17 protein-coding genes and 1 tRNA gene are annotated in these 18396 nt (G+C 69.8%); 13 read left to right on the top strand and 5 right to left on the bottom strand.

The window, feature by feature from the left end; translation table 11 throughout:
• On the bottom strand, positions 1 to 442 hold a 442-nt coding region (locus tag DLJ47_RS34180; protein ID WP_199236123.1), incomplete at its 3' end, for a tetratricopeptide repeat protein.
• Positions 443 to 675: 233 nt separating this feature from the next.
• Between DLJ47_RS34180 and DLJ47_RS34175 the strand changes: the two genes are divergently transcribed.
• The 3 genes from DLJ47_RS34175 (at position 676) to DLJ47_RS34165 (ending at position 2351) form a co-directional block, all read left to right on the top strand.
• Positions 676 to 759 (top strand) — tRNA-Leu (locus DLJ47_RS34175).
• A 114-nt stretch (positions 760 to 873) separates the two neighbouring features.
• On the top strand, positions 874 to 1329 hold the full coding sequence (locus tag DLJ47_RS37400; RefSeq protein ID WP_233258174.1) for an AbrB/MazE/SpoVT family DNA-binding domain-containing protein: 456 nt from the start codon (positions 874 to 876) through the stop codon (positions 1327 to 1329).
• Entirely contained in the window at positions 1326 to 2351 is a 1026-nt protein-coding gene (locus DLJ47_RS34165; RefSeq protein WP_109906346.1) for a tyrosine-type recombinase/integrase, read from the top strand. The genes DLJ47_RS37400 and DLJ47_RS34165 overlap by 4 nt, the downstream gene beginning before the upstream one ends.
• A 122-nt stretch (positions 2352 to 2473) precedes the next feature.
• Here DLJ47_RS34165 and DLJ47_RS34160 read toward each other — a convergent pair whose 3' ends face one another.
• Positions 2474 to 3568, bottom strand: coding sequence for a tyrosine-type recombinase/integrase (locus tag DLJ47_RS34160; RefSeq protein ID WP_109906345.1), 1095 nt, complete (start codon positions 3566 to 3568; stop codon positions 2474 to 2476).
• A 17-nt stretch (positions 3569 to 3585) separates the two neighbouring features.
• Here DLJ47_RS34160 and DLJ47_RS35535 point away from each other — a divergent pair, with 17 nt between their 5' ends.
• Positions 3586 to 3990: a hypothetical protein gene (locus DLJ47_RS35535; protein ID WP_146228271.1), complete on the top strand. Its 405-nt coding sequence runs from the start codon at positions 3586 to 3588 to the stop codon at positions 3988 to 3990.
• 184 nt (positions 3991 to 4174) lie between these two features.
• On the opposite strand, the gene DLJ47_RS34155 is transcribed toward DLJ47_RS35535, so the two are convergent.
• A complete protein-coding gene (locus tag DLJ47_RS34155) occupies positions 4175 to 4906 on the bottom strand; it encodes a hypothetical protein (RefSeq protein ID WP_146228270.1) in 732 nt (243 codons plus the stop codon).
• 608 nt (positions 4907 to 5514) lie between these two features.
• On the opposite strand from DLJ47_RS34155, the gene DLJ47_RS34150 reads away from it, so the two are divergent.
• From DLJ47_RS34150 to DLJ47_RS34120, 7 genes are all read left to right on the top strand, one after another.
• Positions 5515 to 6594, top strand: coding sequence for a sigma-70 family RNA polymerase sigma factor (locus tag DLJ47_RS34150; protein WP_146228269.1), 1080 nt, complete (start codon positions 5515 to 5517; stop codon positions 6592 to 6594).
• A gap of 126 nt (positions 6595 to 6720) precedes the next feature.
• Positions 6721 to 7059 (top strand): pilin, encoded by a 339-nt coding sequence (locus DLJ47_RS34145; protein ID WP_233258173.1) that lies wholly within the window; start codon positions 6721 to 6723, stop codon positions 7057 to 7059.
• Between the two features lies 1 nt (position 7060).
• A complete protein-coding gene (locus tag DLJ47_RS34140; RefSeq protein WP_109906342.1) occupies positions 7061 to 8062 on the top strand; it encodes a conjugal transfer protein TrbL family protein in 1002 nt (333 codons plus the stop codon).
• Between the two features lie 30 nt (positions 8063 to 8092).
• Positions 8093 to 9010, top strand: coding sequence for a PrgI family protein (locus DLJ47_RS34135; RefSeq protein WP_158289935.1), 918 nt, complete (start codon positions 8093 to 8095; stop codon positions 9008 to 9010).
• A gap of 1 nt (position 9011) precedes the next feature.
• The gene (locus tag DLJ47_RS34130) at positions 9012 to 10799 is read left to right on the top strand and encodes a VirB4 family type IV secretion system protein (RefSeq protein WP_109906340.1); all 1788 of its coding nucleotides are present in this window, start codon (positions 9012 to 9014) and stop codon (positions 10797 to 10799) included.
• Positions 10800 to 10916: 117 nt separating this feature from the next.
• Positions 10917 to 13469 (top strand): helicase HerA domain-containing protein, encoded by a 2553-nt coding sequence (locus DLJ47_RS34125; protein ID WP_233258172.1) that lies wholly within the window; start codon positions 10917 to 10919, stop codon positions 13467 to 13469.
• A gap of 325 nt (positions 13470 to 13794) precedes the next feature.
• Positions 13795 to 14772 (top strand): replication-relaxation family protein, encoded by a 978-nt coding sequence (locus tag DLJ47_RS34120; protein WP_109906339.1) that lies wholly within the window; start codon positions 13795 to 13797, stop codon positions 14770 to 14772.
• A gap of 573 nt (positions 14773 to 15345) precedes the next feature.
• Here the strand turns inward: DLJ47_RS34120 and DLJ47_RS34115 are convergent.
• Together DLJ47_RS34115 and DLJ47_RS34110 are read right to left on the bottom strand one after the other, a co-directional pair.
• Positions 15346 to 15921 carry an STAS-like domain-containing protein gene (locus DLJ47_RS34115; protein WP_158289934.1) on the bottom strand — a complete coding sequence of 192 codons (576 nt, stop codon included), beginning with the start codon at positions 15919 to 15921 and terminating at the stop codon, positions 15346 to 15348.
• Positions 15922 to 15942: 21 nt separating this feature from the next.
• A complete protein-coding gene (locus DLJ47_RS34110) occupies positions 15943 to 16791 on the bottom strand; it encodes a hypothetical protein (RefSeq protein ID WP_109906336.1) in 849 nt (282 codons plus the stop codon).
• Positions 16792 to 16912: 121 nt separating this feature from the next.
• Here DLJ47_RS34110 and DLJ47_RS34105 point away from each other — a divergent pair, with 121 nt between their 5' ends.
• Together DLJ47_RS34105 and DLJ47_RS34100 are read left to right on the top strand one after the other, a co-directional pair.
• A complete protein-coding gene (locus DLJ47_RS34105) occupies positions 16913 to 17920 on the top strand; it encodes a CBASS oligonucleotide cyclase (protein WP_199236122.1) in 1008 nt (335 codons plus the stop codon).
• Entirely contained in the window at positions 17920 to 18285 is a 366-nt protein-coding gene (locus DLJ47_RS34100) for an HORMA-1 domain-containing protein (RefSeq protein WP_158289933.1), read from the top strand. The genes DLJ47_RS34105 and DLJ47_RS34100 overlap by 1 nt, the downstream gene beginning before the upstream one ends.
• Positions 18286 to 18396 lie beyond the last annotated feature (111 nt).

Below are 18396 nucleotides of genomic sequence, written 5' to 3'. Positions count from 1 at the left end.
GTTCCGGGGTGGGAGCGGCCTGGCCGAGGTACTGCTGCGCGGTGCGTACGGCCGGGTGGTCGGCACCGAGCACGGCGGGCCCGGCGGTGGCGATGCGGATGTAGTTGCGGCGTGCTTCGTGCCGATTGCCCAGTTCGTCAGCTACGCCGGCCAGCTCGAACGAGAGCGCCAGCATCAGCGGCTCGGCGTGCGACCAGCGGCGCTCGCCCGCCGCGAACGCCTCCTCCAGAACCCGGCGGGCGGTGCCCGGGTCGTCCGCCTCACGGTGCAGCCGGGCCAGCAGGTGCGCTGTGTTGAGCACATCCGGGTGGTCTTCGCCGTACGCCGCTCGGGCGGACCCGATGGTCTCGGCGAGCATCCGGCGGGCGGCGGTCAGATCGCCAGCGGCGCGCAGCGCGAGAGCCCTCTGTTGGACGACGGCCAGGGAAGCGGGATGGGACACGTGGCCATGCTGCCGGTTGACGGCGCCCGCACGCTACCCGGGGCGCGCTCGTCCCATCCTCGCCGGCGCCGCCTGACCCGGGCTGAGCTGGGCGGGATGGGTCGCGGCGGGAGGGGTGGAAGCCGATGTGCATGATCCACCCCGGCCGTGTACAGTAACTCCCCGTGCGGCCCGCCGGGCGGCCGAACGGGTGACGGTTCACCCGGATCGGCGCGGTAGGCTGGACGATGCAGGTCCGGGTGGCGGAATGGCAGACGCGCTAGCTTGAGGTGCTAGTGCCCGTATAGGGCGTGGGGGTTCAAGTCCCCCCTCGGACACAATTTCCCAGCATATCTGCGTGAATTGACGTACTGGTGGTCAAGCGCGCTTGACCACTCCACTACTGGCCTATCGGCCCTGTCGATCTCCGTCCGCGGGCGGGGGTGGCCATCGTGACCGACCGCGTCGTATCCCCGGTCGTCCCGCCTACGGTGCATGGCAGCCGTCAGGCCGGGGCAGCGAACCCGCGGCGGGCGTTGCCGGTCGCGCAGCTTGCCTCACCGGGCGGACCGTCGCCGATCTGCGGGATGGCGGCGATCGACTGCAACGGTCGCCTGTCTGATGCCACCGTCATCCCATCGCTGGGTTGGGTGGCGGGTACCCGCTTGGATATCCGGGTCAGCGGCGGTCTTGTCCTGCTCACCGCGGATCCGCAGGCTGTGTTCCGGGTGACCCGGCCGGGTCAGGTGCGGCTGCCGGCGACGGTTCGGCACTGGTGCGGGCTCGTGCCCGGCACTCGGGTGCTGCTTGTCGCCGACGCCGAGCGTCTCGTGGTTCACCCACCGGCCGCACTCCATGCCATGATCACGGCGTTTCACACCGCCGTGCTGGGTGGTGAGGCCGCATGACGGGGCAGCCGATTCCCGCACCCAGCCAGGCCGACCTGGACGCGGCGCTGGTGTTGCTGTCGCGGCTGGGCATCTCCCCCGACGACCTGGTGCACGCCGGTGCGGCCCGTGCGCCGGCGCCAACGTTCGCCGACTACATTCCGGTGGTCTCCGATGCGGTCAGTGCCGGCACCCGCCGGGTGTATGGCCCGTACTGGAACCGAGTCCTTGAGCAGTGGGGGCAGCGCCGGTTGGACGAGCCCACCCCGTCGGATATCGAGCGGTTGGCCGAGCATGTCAGGACTAACGTGATCGCCCGCCGTAATGCCCGCGGTGGGCGCAGCGCGGCCGAGCATCTCATCGCCGCCCTGCGTTGTCTGTACAACCACGCTGTCGCCGACGGCCATCTGGCCGAGGCGGACAACCCGGCGAGGAAAGTGGCCAAGCCCCGGCGGCTGCCCAGCACCCGCCGGGCGGTGCCGGACGACCGCCTGGCGGAGATCAACCGGATCGCGGCCAGCACCGGCGACGATCCGGCGCTGGACAGTCTGCTGCTGCGGCTGCACACCGAAACCGCCTGCCGCCGGGGTGGTGCCTTGGCGCTTCGGCCAGCCGATCTCGACCCGGACCAGTGCCTCGTGCTGCTGCACGAGAAGGGCGGCACCGTGCGCTGGCAGCCGATCTCGCCCACCTTGATGCGCCACCTGCAACAGCACGTAGATGATCGGCCAGCGTCCCCGGCGACGCCGCTGCTGCGCTACCGCAGCGGTCAACCGATCACCTACCGGCGCTACGACCACCTGTGGCAGCGCATCGGCAAGCATCTGCCCTGGGTGGCGGCCCAGCAGATCAGCACCCACTGGCTGCGGCACACGACGCTGACGTGGGTCGAGAGGAACTTCGGCTACGCCCTGGCCCGCGCCTACGCCGGCCATACGGACAGCGGGGGAGGAGGCGTCACGGCAACGTACGTGCGGGCGAGCGTCCATGAGGTAGCGGCTGCGTTGGCTGCCCTCACGGGCGAGCCGCATCCTTTGGCCTGAGCGAGCCCGGCCACCATCTCGGACGGGCGGCCGGGCATCGCAGCGGTCGCAGAGGTCCCTGGTCGGCGTCGACGTCACACTGACGGGCACCGACCAGGGCGACCGCACCATTGCGCATCGGATCATGGATCGGCGTGCGGTTCTCGGATTTGGCGCCCCGCCATGCCGGCACTGGCCGTTGGCACCGCGAGCGGGTGTGGTTCGCCGGTAAGGGCGGCCAACGCGGCCGCGACCTCGTAGACATCTGCCCGAATGTAAGTCGAGGTCGTGCCGGCGTCGTTCTTCCCCTCGTGTCCGGCGTACGCCCGCGCGACCGCGTAGCCGTGATGCCGTTCCACCCATGTCAGTGTCGTGTGCCGCAGCCAGTGGGTGCTGATCTGTTGTACAGCGACCCAGGACAGGTGCTTGCCGATGCGTTGCCACAGGTGGTCGTAGCGGCGAGCCGTGATCGGTTGGCCGTTGCGGTAGCGCAACAACTGATCCCGTGGATCGCCGGTGCCGCGCTCTTCGCCGTGCCTCAGAAGCTGCCGCATCAAGGTCGGCGACACCGGCTGCCAGCGCACGGTCTCGCCCTTCTCGCTCAGCCGCACCAGGCATTGCGCCGAGTCAAGGTCGCAAGGACGAAGCGCCAGAGCGCCGCCACGGCGGCATGCCGTCTCCATGTGGAGTCTCAGCAACAACGAGTCGAGGTCGGGGTCGTTACCGGTCGTCTGGGCCACGGCGATGATCTCCGCTATCCGGGCCTCGGGAATCGCCCTGCGAGTGCTGGCGAGCCGGCGTGGCTTGGCGACGCGCGTTGCAGGGTTGTCGCCTTCGGCGATCAGGCCGTCCGCCGCCGCGTACTTGTAGAGGCACCGCAGGGACGAGATCAGGTGCTCCGCAGCCGCTCTGCCGCCACGCGAGTTGCTCCTCGCCACCGCTGTTCTCTTCGTATCCTCGGCAAGTTGCTTGATTTCCAACGGTGTGGGCTCGTCGATGCGTCGGTCACCCCAGACGTGCCGTACCCGTTTCCAATAGGTGTCGTAGACACGGCGTGTTCCGACGGTCACGACGCCGGAGACCCGGTCGATGTACTCGGCGAACGTGGGCATAGACCTCATTGGCGGGGAAGCGGACGGTCCGGCGAGGAGCTGTTCAGGCGTGATGCCCATCCGCGCGAGCAGAAACCGCGCCGCTTCCAGCTCGGCGCCGCCAACGACGTTGTCGCGTGCGGTCATCGCGATGTCCTGCGGACATGAGCGTGATGGGCCAGCAGCATGGCGTCTACGACGAACATCGGGTAGGCCACCAGGAAGTTCCGGGCTGGGCAAGCCGCCAGGAGCAGTCGATCGCCTGCTTCCAGGCGGGCCACCCGTCGCACAGCGGCGGGCAGGCGAAGGTGTCCTTGGCGGGTAACGGTGTGTCGTCCGTCGCGGTGTGGGATGACGAGAACGGCGTCCTGCGTGATGGAAACGGCAACGGGAAGCCCGGGTCGCCAATGCAATCGGTGCAGCGGCGAACGGTCAGCGAGGCGGCCCCACACGTCAATCGCCGTCATCGTGTAGTACGTCGAGTCGCGGTTCGGCGGCGTTGCCAGACGGGGGACCGGCAGGCCCAAGCGTGGCGCTTGCTCGGACCCAGCCTCGGGGTGCAGCGCTGACCAAAGCTGATCTACGAATGAGGCATCGTGTCGAAGCCCGGTCGAGGAGTTTCGGTCAGCCGCTGCGCGACCCGGGTTGGAGCTGTCGTGCGGCGCGGCGTAGCCGACTCGCGACGCGTCGTCTGGGGTAGCGCGCGAATCGCGGTGACCCAAGACTGGGTCACCGGACTCGCGGGGGACAATCTCAGGGCCGGTCATCACGATTCGCGTCCCTCTCGAAGACCAACAGGTCGATGTGCAGGGCGGAGCCCACCGGGGCGCCTCTCGTGGTAGCCAGGCTGGCTTCGGCTTGGCTCGCGTAGTACAGAAACTCGTCGCCGTGGCCGGGCGCGCTGACCGCCACGATCTGGAGCACGTGAGCCAGCCCGGCTTTCTCGGCTGCGACGCGCAGCGTGTGCTCCTGGGTGGCGAAGGTGAAGCCAAGTTCGTCCGGGTAGGCGGGACGGACGGCTGCGACGATGCTCGCGCCCTGGCTCATCATCAGCCGACAACCGGTGAACATGTCAGCCGTAAGCTCGGCGGAGTTCGTCGGGTTCGGCCGCGGCCACCGTAGCGTGATCAGGCCGATCGGCCGGTCGAGCTGACCGAGCTCCGCCACATCAGCGGCATCGGTGATGGGGAGGTAACGCCGATCGGTTGTCGTCGCCGCCTGGTGCAGGTGTAGGTCGTGATCAAAATCCACGACTGCCTCGCCGCGGGATGTGTAGACGAGGACGAGTCGCCGGGCGAGTCGCGACGCAAAGCCGGCAGCCGGGTCAGTCGTCGCTTGGTCGTCGCCGTGGTCGTCGAGTCGCCAGACGGTAATGGGTACGGCGGCGGCGACTCGAGGTGAGTCGTCGCGGGTCGCGGCGCGCTCGCCGGTGGGAATGGGCCGGTGGTCTGGTGCCTGGGGGTTGGGATTCGAGTATGCAGTCATGGGGCGGTTGGCTCCCGCGCCCGACTGGCCGTGTTCGCATCTACCAAATGCCCAACAACAGCCGCGTCCGCTCGGTGTTGGCGGAGCCTGTGCCCAACACAGCCCAACAGTTGCCGCGCATTGATGGGAGCCGTGCCCAACACCGGGACTCCAGCGTTGGCCGCCGCTGTTGCCCCGGACCTTCCGACGGTCGGCGCGGCTGTTGGTGCCCGCGCCCAACGGGTGCGCCACTGCCGCACCCGACAGCTGTGGTGGCCGGTCTGTTGGGTGGACAACAGCCGCCAAGGCGGACGGGCCGCGAAGAGGGCCGGAACGCCTTGGCGCTACGCGGCGATCAGCGTGCGGGGCGAGTCAGCGAAGCGTGGCGGACGCGCGCGGTCGGAGTGGCAAACCCGGGCGGCGTGCGGCCGTTGTAGTTCGCCGCCCGGCGGCCGTGCCCCGCTTCCCCGCCGTTGCGGCGATCCTACCGCCCAACAGCGCCCAACAGCGCCCAACAAGTCCGCTCACCTGCGCTGTTGGTGATCCGGCGGGGCGGTGAACCGCGACAGTGGACTGCCGATGGGTGTTGGGCGCGTAGCGGCCTGACCTGGCCCAACAGTCACCTCGGGTTGATCTTGTTGGTGGGTGCTGTTGGGTTGACGTGCGCGGATGGGGATCTCGTACTGCAGCCGAGCCGTACCCGATCCCATTGCGAGGCTGGCATGTCTGCTTCAAGCTGGCCGTCGTCGCCGCTGGACGCGGCGCAACGCGCCTTCACCCTTCTGGTTCAGCCACCCACCCACGTCGGGTTCGACGGCCGCGGCTTTGACGGCTTGCCCGACGAGATCCTGCCCGTGGACCAGCTCCGCGACCTGCTGCTGTGGCCAGCGACGAGCGTCGAGGTCCGCGACGCGGTGTGGCGGGAGCTGGTCGTACGGGCCCGCCGGGACGGCCCCGCGTGGGTTGTCGCCGCGGTCGGAGTGGCCATGCCCGGGCTGCGCCGCGTCGCCGGGATGCTGGCCGCCGGGTGGCGCGGCGACACCGACGACCTGGACTCGGAACTGATCACAGGGTTCGTCGCCCGGCTGAAGACCATTGACCTGGATGAACCGCGCATCTGCGGCCGACTCATCGATGCCGGTCTGCGCGCCGCGCGGAAGGCCCGCGACGCGGACTCCGACGCCCAGCTCATCCACGCCGAGGCCGCCGGTCCGATCGCCCCGATCCACCCGTGGGACCACCCTGACCTGGTGCTCGCCCGTGCGGTCGCGGCTGGCGTCATCGACGCCGAGGAGGCGAACCTGATCGCCGCTACCCGACTGGAGGGCACCACCGTCGCCCAGGTCGCCGACAGGTTGGGCATCGCACCCAGCACGGCCAGTGCGTGGCGGCTTCGCGCTGAGCGGCGCCTCGCCGAGGCCATCGCGGTCGGGGACCTCGCGTTCGTGCCGCTGCGTCCCCGCCGAAGCCGCCCTGGCGATGCGACCCAACAACGGGTCGCCGCGACCCAACAGAGAATGGCCGCCGCCCAACAGCGAGTCGGTGCCGCGGGTGCGACCCACCAGCGACGGGCTGTTGGGTCGTTGTTGGGTTCGGTCGCGGCGGCGGACGTGGTGTTGGCCACCCAACAGCAGGCCTTCGTGGGCAAGACATCGGACCGAGAAGCGGCCGGTGTCGGCGCCCCGGGGATCGGGGCGCGGCCGGCCTGAGTGGCCGTGTTCGCACCCGATCACCTCATGGCTGGAAGGAGCGACGCTCCCACGGCCGGCCCCGGTCCCCGGCGGGCGCACCTCAACCCATGTCGAGCCCCGTACGCGGGGCGGGAGGTGCCCACCATGTTCCGCCGCATCATCTACCGCACCACCCTGATCGCCGTCGCGTTCCTGGCGACCGTGGCCAGCTCGGCTCCGGCGTACGCGGCCGAGCCGCAGATCCTGGCGGCGTACCCGCTGCCCGTGATCATCGGCAACATCACGACCTGGATCGTCGGGCTGCTGGTCGGTGTCGCCACCCTGTTCTTGACCATCGGTGGCCTGCGTCGTCTGGCCGCCGGTGGCGACCCGACCGAGATCGAGAAGGCGAACTCCGCGTTCAAGAACGCCCTCATCGGCTATGCCCTGGCGGTCCTCGCGCCGATCCTGCTCGGGATCGTGCAGGGTTGGATCGGGGGCTGAGATGGGCGGCTGGCTCGCCGATCAGATCATCGGCCCGATCCTCACCTGGTTCGCCGAGATGGTGATCGGCGCGCTGAACGCCTTGTGGGACTTGTTGTCGGTCACCGCGTTCGTCAGCCCGGACGTGACCGGGCTGCCACAGGTCACCGCCTTCGCCAGCACATCGCTGGGCATCGTGAATGTCTGCTACGTGCTGGCGTTCCTGTGGACGGCCATCCTGGTGATGGGCCGCGACACCATCCAGTCCCAGGTCGGGCCAGGCGAGCTGATCCCTCGCCTGGTCATCGGCCTGATCGCCGCCAACTTCGCCATCCCGTTGTGCTCCACCGTCATCGGGCTGGCCAACGCGTTGACGGCCGCGTTGACCAGCCAGGACATCACCGCACCCGGCTCGATGCACCAGCTTCGCGACACCACGGTTAGCGCGTTGAACGGCCAGACCGGCGCCACGGCGGTCAGCTTTCTGCTGCTGCTCATCGGTCTGCTGATCGCGGTGCTCACCGGCACCCTCCTTGTGCAGTGGATCATCCGGCTTGGGGTGCTCGTCGTCGCCGTCGGTATCTCACCCATCGCCTTGGCCCTGCACGGCACGCCGCAGACCGAGGGCGCCGCCAAACTGTGGTGGCGCACCATGCTCGGCACGCTCGGCACGGTGGTCATCCAAGCGGTCGCCCTGCACACCACGCTGAGGGTCTTCCTCAATCCGGACAGCAACCTGCGCGTGCTGGGGCTGCCGATACCGGGCGGCGAACCCGCGGCGGTCATGAACCTGCTCATCGTCGTCTGCCTGCTGTGGGGTGTCGTCAAGATCCCCGGGCTGATGCGCCGCTACGTCACCCAGTCCAGGCCGAACGCGCTGGGGATGATCCTGCGGGTCGTGCTGATCCAGCAGATCACCCAAGGACTGCGCCGTGGGCTGAGCGTCGGTCGTGGCGGTCGCACGATCCCCGCTCGCGCGCAGCCGGGTACGCCACGGCCAACTGGCTGGCCGGTCAGACCGTAAGGAGCATTGATGCGAAACGATCCTGATTCCATGCCCAGCGCACGAATCCCGGCCGACGTCGACACCCCCGACAAGATCGTGTACGGGTTGACCGCCCGGCAGTTGGCCATCCTGGCCGTGGCCGGCGTGATCGGCTACGGCATCGTTCGGGTGGTCGGCACGCTGCTGCCGCAGCCGGTGCTCATCGCGATCCTCACCCCGCTCGCGGGGGCGGCGATCGTGCTGGCGCTGGGCCGCCGCGACGGCCTGTCCATGGACGCCTGGCTGTTGTCGGCGGTGCGGCACACCCGCAGCCCCAAGCGGCTGGCCCCGGCCGCTGCCGGCCGGCCGACAGCGGCACCGTGCTGGGCGCCGGCCACCGAGACGCCCGGTGCAACGGTGTCGGTGCTGCGGCTGCCAGCCAAGGCGATCAGCGACACCGGCGTCGTCGATACCGGGTCGCACGCGGTGGCGCTGGTCGCCTGCACCACTGTGAACATCGGGCTGCGCACCGGAGACGAGCAGGCCGCCCTGATCGGCAGCTACGGCCGGTGGCTCAACTCCCTGTCCGGGCCGGTGCAGATCGTGATCTCCGCCCAGCGGGTCGAACTGTCCAGCCACGCCCAGCGCATCGCCGACAACGCCGAGACGATCGCCAACCGAGACTTGGCCGACGCCGCCCGCGACTATGCCGACTTTCTCGACGACCTCGCGGCACGGCGGGACCCGCTGTGGCGCACCGTCACCGTCGCGGTCACCGCCACCGGGGACAAGGGCCGGGACACCGAGGTCCTGCGCCGGGCCGAGCACGCCGCGTCCGCGTTGTCCGCGCTCGGGGCGCAGACCGCCGTCCTCGACGGTGGCCGGGCCGCCGCGGTGTTGACCTGCGCCAGCGACCCGTACACCCCGGCCGATGTCACCTGGGCCCGTGCCCTGCCGGACGCGGCCATCACCGGACCAGGAGACTGACATGCCCATACTGCGACGGCACAAGACCGCCAGCCCCGACGCGAGCCCGGCCGATTCGGCCGGGCTCGCCGCCGTTCTGGGCCCGGCCGCGATCGAGAACAACGCCCGCTACCTGCGGGTCGGTGACGGGTACGCGGCAACGCTGATCGTGACCGGCTATCCGGCCGAGGTCGGCCCGGCCTGGTTGGACCCGCTGCTGGCCTGGCCGGGACGGGTCGACGTCGTCGTCTACATCGACCCGCTGCCGCCGCAGGTCGCGGCCGCCCGGCTGCGCAAGCAGCGGGCGCGGTTGGAGTCCAACCGGCGCACCGACGCGGAGAAGGGCCGCCTCGTCGACCCGATGACCGAGGCCGCCGCCGACGACGCCGCCGAGTTGGCCGACCGGATCGCCCGCGGCCAGTCGAAGCTGTTCCGGGTTGGCCTGTACCTGTGCGTGCACGCGACCACGCTCGACGAGCTGGTCGAGGCGGTCGCGCATGTGCGGGCCACTGCCGCGTCCATCTTGCTGGACACCCAGCCGGCGACCTGGCGGCAGCTGCAGGGCTGGACGACCACGCTTCCGCTCGCGACTGACAGGCTCGGCATGCGCCGGGTGATGGACACCGACGCGATCGCGTCGGCGTTCCCGCTCGCCTCGTCGGATCTGCCGGCGCCGCTGCCCGGTGAGCCCGGTGCCACCGGCGGCATGCTCTACGGACTCAACCCCGACAGCAACGGCATCGTGTGGTGGGACCGCTGGGCGCAACACAACGCCAACAGCGTCGTCCTCGCCCGCTCCGGCGCCGGCAAAAGCTACTTCGTCAAACTCGAAGTCCTCCGCTCCCTGGCCGACGCGGTGCACGTCGCGGTGATCGACCCCGACAACGAATACATCCGCCTCGCCGACGCCGTCGGCGGCGTCACCATCGCGCTCGGCGCCGGCGGGGTACGACTCAACCCCCTCGACATCCCGCCCGGCGACCGCCGACCGCAGGCCCGCACCTACCGAGCACTATTCCTACACACCCTCATCAGCGTCCTGTTGGGGCAGCAGCCGCCGCCGTCGGAGCGGGCCGCGCTGGACAAGGCGATCAACGACGCCTACGACCAGGCCGGGATCTCCAACGACCCCGACACCTGGCGCCGACAGGCACCCCTGCTGCGCGACGTCGCCACCGCGCTCACCGCCCAGCACACCGAGGCCGCCGACACCCTCGCGGCACGGCTGACGCCGTGGACCACCGGATCGTTCCGGGACCTCTTCGACGGGCCCACGACAACCGTTCCGACCGGACAGTTGGTGTGCTGGTCGACCAGGCATCTCGCGGACGAGCTGCGCGCCCCCGGCATGCTCCTGGCGCTGGACGCGATCTGGCGCGAGGTGGACACCCCGGCCATCCGGTCGGCGCACACACCGAGGCGGCTGGTCGTCGTCGACGAAGCCTGGACGCTGCTGCGCGACGGCGAGGGCGCCAAGTTCCTCTCCCGCCTCGCGAAGTCCGCCCGCAAGCGGCGGGCGGGACTGGCGGTCATCACCCAGGACGTCGGGGACCTGCTCGGCTCCGACCTCGGCCAGGTCGTCATCGCCAACGCCGCCACACAGATCCTGCTACGGCAGGCGCCCCAGGCGATCGACATCGTCGCCGACGTGTTCGGCCTGACCGCCGGCGAGGCACGGCTACTGCTCGGCGCCCGCCGCGGCGAAGGCCTGCTCATGTCGGGCACCCACCGGGTCGGCTTCCACGCTGTGGCCTCCAAAAAGGAGCACCGGCTGTGTATCGGTGACCTGGAGCTGCCCGACGACGAGTAACCCCCACCACCACAACGTCACGGCCGGACCGGCCGTGACGCGACCACACCACTTGAGGGCCGTGGGCCGCCAGCAACGGCGGCCCACGGCCCTTTTCGTCTTTTGAAGGGCAGAACCGTGATCAGCACTGTTTTCGCGCTCATCCCCGCGCTCGTTCCCGCGTCCACACCACCCCCGACCCCACCGCCGACAACGTCGGCGCCGCCGCTGCCCAGCCCCTCGCAATGGCTGCTCGACACCGTCACCGCCGCTGGCGGGTGGTGTCGGGACCGTCCCTGGCTCGCGGTCGTCGCCGTCCTCATCGTCGCCGCCGGCTACACGGCGCGCACCGTCGTGGCCGGCCGCCGGCACCGCCGGATGGCCCGGCACGCGCAGCTGATCACCGTGTCGCCGCCGCCGGAGGTCGATCCCGCCGGCGCCGCCACCCTCTGGGCCACCGTCGCCGAAATCCTGCACACCGGCTGGCGGCGCCGCCTGCGGGACGGCCGGGCGCACATCGCCGTCGAGTACCGGTGGGGCGGCCGGGAACTGACCATCGCCGTCTGGGTTCCCGGAACCACCCGGACCGGGCCGATCCAGGCCGCGATCCGCGGCGCCTGGCCCGGCGCGGCGTGCACCGTCACCGACGCCGACCCGCCGCTGCCCCTGGACGCGCTCGACGTCGGCAGCGCGCTCGCCCCCACCCTGCCGGCCTGGTACCCGCTGCAGACCGACCACGACAACGACCCGATGCGCACCCTGATCGCCGCAGCCTCCGGGCTGCACGCCGCCGAGTCAGCCTGCCTGCAGGTCCTCGCCCGGCCCGCCACCAACCGGCAAATCCGACGGTTGCGCCGCGGCGTGCAGGGCCTGCGCACCGGCCGGCCGCCGCGCGACATGCTCGACCCCGCCACATGGCTGCGCGTCGCTCTCGACCTCAGCCTGGAGCTGTTCAGCACGGGCCGGCGCACGCATCCGGCCGCACGCCACACCCCGGTTCCCGGCGCCGACCCGCAGCGCGAACGCGACGGCCGCGCCGGCGTCGACAAGCTCACCGGCACCCAGTGGGAAGTCGCCATCCGCTACGGCATCGCACACGCCGGCCACCGCGAAGGATCCCGGCCGGAGGCGCGGCTGGTCACCCTTGCCCACGGCATCGCCGCAGCGTTCGGGTCCTGGACCGGCCGCAACCGGCTACGCCGGCTGACCATCAAGCATCCGGCCCGTGTCCTGGCCGCCCGGATGCTGCGCCGCGGGTTCCTGCTGTCAACGGCCGAGTTGGCCACGATCGCGGCGCTGCCGCAGGACATCGCCGTGCCGGGTCTGGACCGGGCCCGCGCCAAGCCGATGCCCGCCCCCGTCGCCGTCGCCTCTGGCGGACGCGGCACGAAGGTGCTCGGCAAGGCCGACGTCGGTGGCCACTCTGTCGCCGTGAACGTCGCCGATGCCCGCCAGCACCTGCACGTGCTCGGCTCCACCGGCTCCGGCAAGAGCACCCTGCTGCTCAACATGATCCTCGACGACATCCACTCCCGCCGCGGCGTCGTCGTCATCGACCCCAAGGGCGACCTGGTTCTCGACCTGCTCGACCGGATCCCGACCAGTCACGCCAAACGGCTGACGATCATCGACCCGGACCAGCCGGCCGGCACCACCCTCAACCCTCTGCAGGGCGACGATCACGACCTGGTCGTGGACAACATCGTCTCGATTTTCGGGCGGATCTTCGCCAAGCACTGGGGACCCCGCATCGACGACACGCTCCGGGTCGCGTGCCTGACCCTGTTGCGCAAAGCCAACGCCACGCTGACGCTGATCCCACCGCTGCTCAACGACAAGAAGTTCCGGTACGCCTTCACCCAGGACCTCGACGACCCCGAGGGCCTGCGCGGCTACTGGGAATGGTTCGAGTCCACCCCACCGCCGCTGCGCGCCCAGGTCATCGGCCCGGTGCTCTCCCGGCTGCGGGCCTTCCTGTTGCGTGACTTCGTCCGCCGCACCCTCGGCGCGCCGAAGTCGAGCTTCGACATGCGCCGCGTCCTCGACGGCGGCATCCTGCTCGCCCGGCTGCCGAAAGGACAGATCGGTGAGGAGACCGCCCGGCTGATGGGCAGCTTCGTCCTCGCCTCCGCCTGGCAGACCGCGACCGGACGGGCCCGGCTACCCGAGCCGGACCGCCGGGACTCCTTCGCCTACATCGACGAGGCGCACAACTTCCTGAACCTGCCGGGCAGCGTCGGCGACATGCTCGCCGAGGCCCGCGGCTACCACTTCGGCCTCGTGTTGGCCCATCAAAATCTGTCGCAGATGCCGCGGGAGACGCAGCTGGCCATCTCCGCGAACGCGCGTAACAAGGTGTTCTTCTCCTGCGCCCCGGAGGACGCCCACCAGCTGGCCCGGCACACGATGCCTGAGCTCGACGAGCACGACCTGTCCCATCTGGACGCCTACCGGGCGGCGTGCCGGCTGGTCGTCAACAGCCGCGAGACCGCCGCGTTCACCCTGCGCACCAACCCGCCGCGGGCGCTGGTCGGTGAGGCGACGGCGGTCCGGCAGGCCGCAGCCGCGGCCGTATCCGGCCCTTCCGCGAACCGGACGGCGATCGCCCAGATCGCTGGCGTGGCCGATCCGCCGGACGGCGATGACTCCGATCCAGGCAACCCAACAGCGACCCAACAGGACGTCGCGTAACCCAAGAGCCACGACAAGCAACGACCTTGGCGGCAGTCGATCGAGGACCTCAACTGCTCGGGGGCGCGGTCTCCGGGCAAGGTCATGGCTGAACGCCAATGTCCCTCAGCGACCACGGGGGAGCCGCTGAGGGACACCGCGAGCGTACGCCTGCCACTGGCGTTCGCCAGATCGAAGCATCTCCTCGCCGATCAGTCCGGTCAGGGTTCTGCCCACTCGGCCAGGACCCGGTCGTCGCAACAGCCAGCGACCCGGCCGGCACCCGGCGCCGTACTGCCGGGGCCAGGCCGCCCCCGTCCACCCAACAGCCCAGCTAGGAGCCGTCATGTCCGCTCACACCGAATCCCGACGCTTCCCCGAGGGGGAACTCTCGACGGGGGACACGCCCCTGGTCGTGCTCCGCACGACCGACCTGCGTCGAACCTCCAACCACACCCTCATCGACATCTCCCACCGCCTCCGGCCTCGCGACTACACCATCGCCTCACTCCTCGACGAGCACACCACCCTGACCACCGAGCACCTCACCTCGATCCTGTTCTCCAACCCCACCACCTGCCGTCACCGCCTGCAGCTGCTGCGCCGGCTCGGCTTCATTGACCGGTTCATCCGCAACCGGCCCGGCGCACCCAACCCGGTCTGCTGGCTGCCCGGCCTGCTCTCCTCCCGGTACGTCGCCCTGGCCCGCGACGAGAGCCCGCCCACGGCCAGGGTCCTGCGGGAACGCCAGGATCGGGTCTACTCCAGCCCGACCCTGGAGCACCTCCTCGCTGTCAACGACGTCTTCGTCTCCCTGCTCGTGCACGCCCGCCGCCGACCGGGCGCGGCGCTGACCCGCTGGTGGTCCGAACGCACCACGGCGGCGGCGTTCGGCCACCGGATCAAACCCGACGGCCACGGCGTCTGGACCGACGGCGACCAGGAAACCGGATTCTTCATCGAACTCGACCGCGGCACCGAACCGATCGGCCGGTTGATCGACAAGTTGGCCTCCCACCGGCGGCTGCGAGCCGAAGGCGGCCCGCAGTACCCGATCCTGTTCGTCCTGCCCAGCCGGCTGCGGGAGCAGAACCTGCACCGCAAGCTCGCCGACCGGCCCGAACCGAGCCTGATCGTCGCCACGACCTCGCCGGAATCCGGGCCGGATCCGGCAGGTCCGGTGTGGCGGCTGGCCGGCAACGGACGCCACCGGCTCACCCTGGCCGGCCTGCCCAGCAGCCACGGCCAGCCCGGCCCGCTCAACCCCGGGCCGGCGCAGGCCGCCGACCACCCGCTGCGGTTGGTCCTCGGCTCCGCCGCCTAATGCCGCCCCGGCAGTGGCCCAGCGGATCGGTGGTGATGGCTCTCGTCGCGGTCAACCGACGTCGGGCCCGTTTCCCAGCGCTCCACTCGGCAGGGGACGGGCCCGAGGTCGGCGGGACACCGCCAAGCGGCCGAACACCGCCGCCGGCGACTGGGAAGCCGCCAGGTCATTGTGACTGAGCACGCTTCTGGCGAGGTCGATCGCGGCGGCGAGGTCATCCGCGAACTCGCGGAGAAACTCTGCTGAGCATGTGTAGCGGCCCGCAGGTCCGCTGGTTCGTGCGCGTCACCGGCACGGTTGATGGTCTGTCCGGGGTCTTGCTGGCTCCCCGGCGACGGCTGCGGGCCTGCAGCGGTTGGGGACGAACCGGTGTTCGCCCCGGGGTGACGTGGATCCAGATGAACGCTGTAGCGGTCGCGCGATTGCGCTCGATCCAGTCGGTGCGCGTCCGCTGCAGGCTTTCCCTGCTGTCAGTTCGGCGGCGATCGGTGCCATCAATTGAAGTCGCGGGTCCAGTCGGCCATGGTTGCGCGGTGTCGTTCGAGCGTTGACGTGCCTGAGCGTGGCTGATGGTCAGCCGGCAAGCCCGACGAGCGTGTAGACGAACTCCTTGCCGCCGCGGTTAGAGACGGCCGCCTGGCGCCGGTGCAATGCTGCCGCGTCTACTAGGCGCTTGAGCCGATTGTTGGCGTTCTGAGCCGTAATAGAGAGCCTCGTGGCAAGGTCGGCAGCGCGGAACTCGCGCAGCTGCAGAACGGCATCGAAGGTTTCCTGGAGTGGTTCCGTGCGCCCGAGGAGCGTCGGTCCGTCGTCCAGAGCCAAGGCTATGAGGTCGCGGCGTTCGAGGCATATGTCGATTGCCTCCCGAGTCTCTTCGTTGAGACCGGCAAGCCGTACCCCTGCTGTCGGATGATCGCCTGCGCTGAGGGCGGTGTAGAGCTTGCCGAGGAACTCGTCGGCGAAGCTGATCGTCATCGCCTCGACGCCGTTGAAGTCGACGGTGACCACGGTGCCTGCGCCAGCGCTCTTGATCTCTCGTTCGAGGCGCTCACGAGCTTGCTGGGCTTTGCTTCGTGTCGCCAGAAAGGCGCCGAACTGGTCTACCGAAAAGTCCAGAGCATCGGAATCCATCGTCGTCTCCAGGTTCAATGAAACCATTGAAACACGGTGTCACGGATTCCGCACCCGGAGCCACGCCCATGTTCCCCTGATCTCGTCTTCCGTAGTCGCATACGCTGGGCGTCGATCATGCTGGCGGGCTGCCACGCTGGCAAGTCCCCGTCCGCTGCGCAGAACGAGCAGCGAGTAGCCGGCGTTGCCGGTGACGTTGAACAGGTCCGCCAGGCCGTTGCCTCGCTTGTCCTCGGTGCCGGTGACGCCCCGCTGCAACGCGCGCTCCAGCGCAGCCTCGTCGCCTGGCAGGTCGCGGTTCTCCGGGTTCTTGCGCAGGTGCTCCAGAATGCCGATGCCTGTGTCGCAAATCGCAAACTCAAGCCCTCGGCGTCTCGAAGTCCGGCCGGAGTAGGCCTGCACGGCGGCGAACGCTCCGATGGTGCTCGCCCCGTGACTCACGGCATTGTCGACCAACTCGCCGATGCTTTGCACCGCGCGACGACTGAACGGAACCTCGAGCCGAGCCAAAGCCACGCGCCCGACCCGCCCCATCAGTTCGTCCCCCGTCTCCGTCGACACCCGCATCACTTCCACCAACTTGTCGGTGCGGTCCAGGCGCTGCTGCTCCGGTCGTATACCCACGACCTCGCTTCCCGGTGGAAGTGCCGCAAAAAGATCCATTCGAGCGATATATGACACCGCATCGATATCTTCCGGCATATGCACACTTACCGGTGCATTCATGGATGCAGCGGTATGTGCGAGCGCGGCGGCAGCCGCCAAGTCGAGCGGGCTGGCGAACGTCAGCTGCCGGAGGTCGAGCACGAGCCGTCCGGGTGCCTCGTCGTGGTGGACCGGGGTCAGGCGGCGCAGGAGCGGCTGCCGTCCGGCGAACTCGATCCGCATCTAGTCACCATGGCACCCCCATGGCGTCAGGTCGCGCTACACGCCGGGAGGGTGCGAGGAGGCGGAGCGCTTTCATGGGCTACAGTGAAACCGAACACGCCGTGAGATTCAGGAGCTCGACTTGCCGCACGAACACCATGTTGACCACGACACGCTGGTCCTCCATGCCGACACCAAGGTCAACGTCCCCAAGCCGGAAGCCAAGCAGCGCCGGGGCCAGGTCCGCTACCTGCGCGACCGGCTGGAGGCGCACATCGCCGCGCACCCCAGCTACGACCTCGTGAAGCTCCGCGGGTCGGGCAGCACTGCGAAGCACACCGCGATCCGGCGGCGCCGCGGCGAGGGCTCGGACGCCGACGTCGCGGCGTACGTCCGCGCGAGCCGGGTCGGCGGCCTCGACGTAAAGGAGGCCGACCTGCTGAACTGGCTGCTGGAGCGCTGCAAGGAGGTCTACGGCAACACGAAGGTCGCCGAGGACTTTGTGCCCTCCGACCACGCGGTGGGCATCATCATGCGCGGCACGAAGCTGAAGATCGACGTCGTGCCCGTGCTCTACGTGGGCGACCCTGACGACAAGGGGTACCTCGTCACCCGCGACGGCACGCGCGTGCTGACCTCCGTCACGCAGCACCTGCAGTTCATCCGCACCCGCCGCAACGCGGCCGGCGCCGAATACCTTGAACTCATCCGCTTGCTCAAGGCGTTCATCCGCGAGGCGAAGCGCGCCGACGAGCAGCTACGGTGCAAGAGCTTCCTCATCGAGCTGATCGTCGCGCACCTGTGGGACAACGGCTGGCTCGGCCAGCCGCTCGCGGTGCACGACTACCCGCGCGCGTTCGAGCAGGTGCTGGCCTACATCGTCAACACCGAGCTGCGCACCCCGATCAGCTTCAACGACTTCTACCGCCGCTCTGCGATCGGCGCCAGCAGCGACGCCATGCAGGTCTGGGACCCCGTCAACCCGGCCAACAACATCGTGAGCAGCTACACCGAGTACCACCGCGCCCGGCTCGTCGAGGTCGCGAAGGCCGCGTTCGAGGAGATCAACTGGGCGGCGCTCGCGCCGACGAAGGGCGACGCCGTGGAGGCGTGGCGCAACCTGCTCGGCCCGTCGTTCGGGGTGGCCTGATGACGTACGCCCTGACCCGGTCGGCCTCCGACTCATTCACGATCACCCAGGCCCGCTACGTCGGTGCGAAGGTCGGCGCGGACCTGCGGATGCTGGCGAACCTCTACGGCAAACCGTCCCTCGGCGACATCGACGACTACGTCGAGGAGGTCGCGCTGCTGCTGCGCGACGGCTACCTCGGCACCGTCGACTTCGGGTTCAAGGAGCTGAACTCGAACGCGTGGCGCCTGCGGCTGCGGTACACCGCCACCGCGGGCGGCCACCTCCTGGACAGCCGGCCCGGCAGCTTCCCGTCCTCGGTCGCGGTCGCGGGCCTGCCGTTCTACAGCTTCCTCAACTACTCGTCAAACCTGCGTTCCGCGTAATTCGTCTGGTCTAGAGATCCTGACCGGATGAAGCTCGTGGTCAGGGCCGTGTGGTCGACTGTCGGGCCGAGGATCGCCTAGAGAAACGCCTATCGGGATACGCACTGGTGG

The sequence above is a fragment of the Micromonospora sp. S4605 genome, from assembly GCF_003176715.1.
GTDB classification, from domain to species: Bacteria; Actinomycetota; Actinomycetes; order Mycobacteriales; family Micromonosporaceae; genus Micromonospora; species Micromonospora echinaurantiaca.
Note: the sequence above shows the minus strand (reverse complement) of the source record. Positions and strands in the feature narration are given on the sequence as shown.

Coding starts and splice junctions, on each gene's coding strand:
- DLJ47_RS34165 (WP_109906346.1), top strand. CDS start 1,326: ATGACGGGGCAGCCGATTCCCGCACCCAGCCAGGCCGACCTGGACGCG.
- DLJ47_RS34140 (WP_109906342.1), top strand. CDS start 7,061: ATGGGCGGCTGGCTCGCCGATCAGATCATCGGCCCGATCCTCACCTGG.
- DLJ47_RS34135 (WP_158289935.1), top strand. CDS start 8,093: ATGCCCAGCGCACGAATCCCGGCCGACGTCGACACCCCCGACAAGATC.
- DLJ47_RS34130 (WP_109906340.1), top strand. CDS start 9,012: ATGCCCATACTGCGACGGCACAAGACCGCCAGCCCCGACGCGAGCCCG.
- DLJ47_RS34160 (WP_109906345.1), bottom strand. CDS start 3,568: ATGACCGCACGCGACAACGTCGTTGGCGGCGCCGAGCTGGAAGCGGCG.
- DLJ47_RS35535 (WP_146228271.1), top strand. CDS start 3,586: ATGAGCGTGATGGGCCAGCAGCATGGCGTCTACGACGAACATCGGGTA.
- DLJ47_RS34155 (WP_146228270.1), bottom strand. CDS start 4,906: ATGACTGCATACTCGAATCCCAACCCCCAGGCACCAGACCACCGGCCC.
- DLJ47_RS34120 (WP_109906339.1), top strand. CDS start 13,795: ATGTCCGCTCACACCGAATCCCGACGCTTCCCCGAGGGGGAACTCTCG.
- DLJ47_RS34110 (WP_109906336.1), bottom strand. CDS start 16,791: ATGCGGATCGAGTTCGCCGGACGGCAGCCGCTCCTGCGCCGCCTGACC.
- DLJ47_RS34145 (WP_233258173.1), top strand. CDS start 6,721: ATGTTCCGCCGCATCATCTACCGCACCACCCTGATCGCCGTCGCGTTC.
- DLJ47_RS34100 (WP_158289933.1), top strand. CDS start 17,920: ATGACGTACGCCCTGACCCGGTCGGCCTCCGACTCATTCACGATCACC.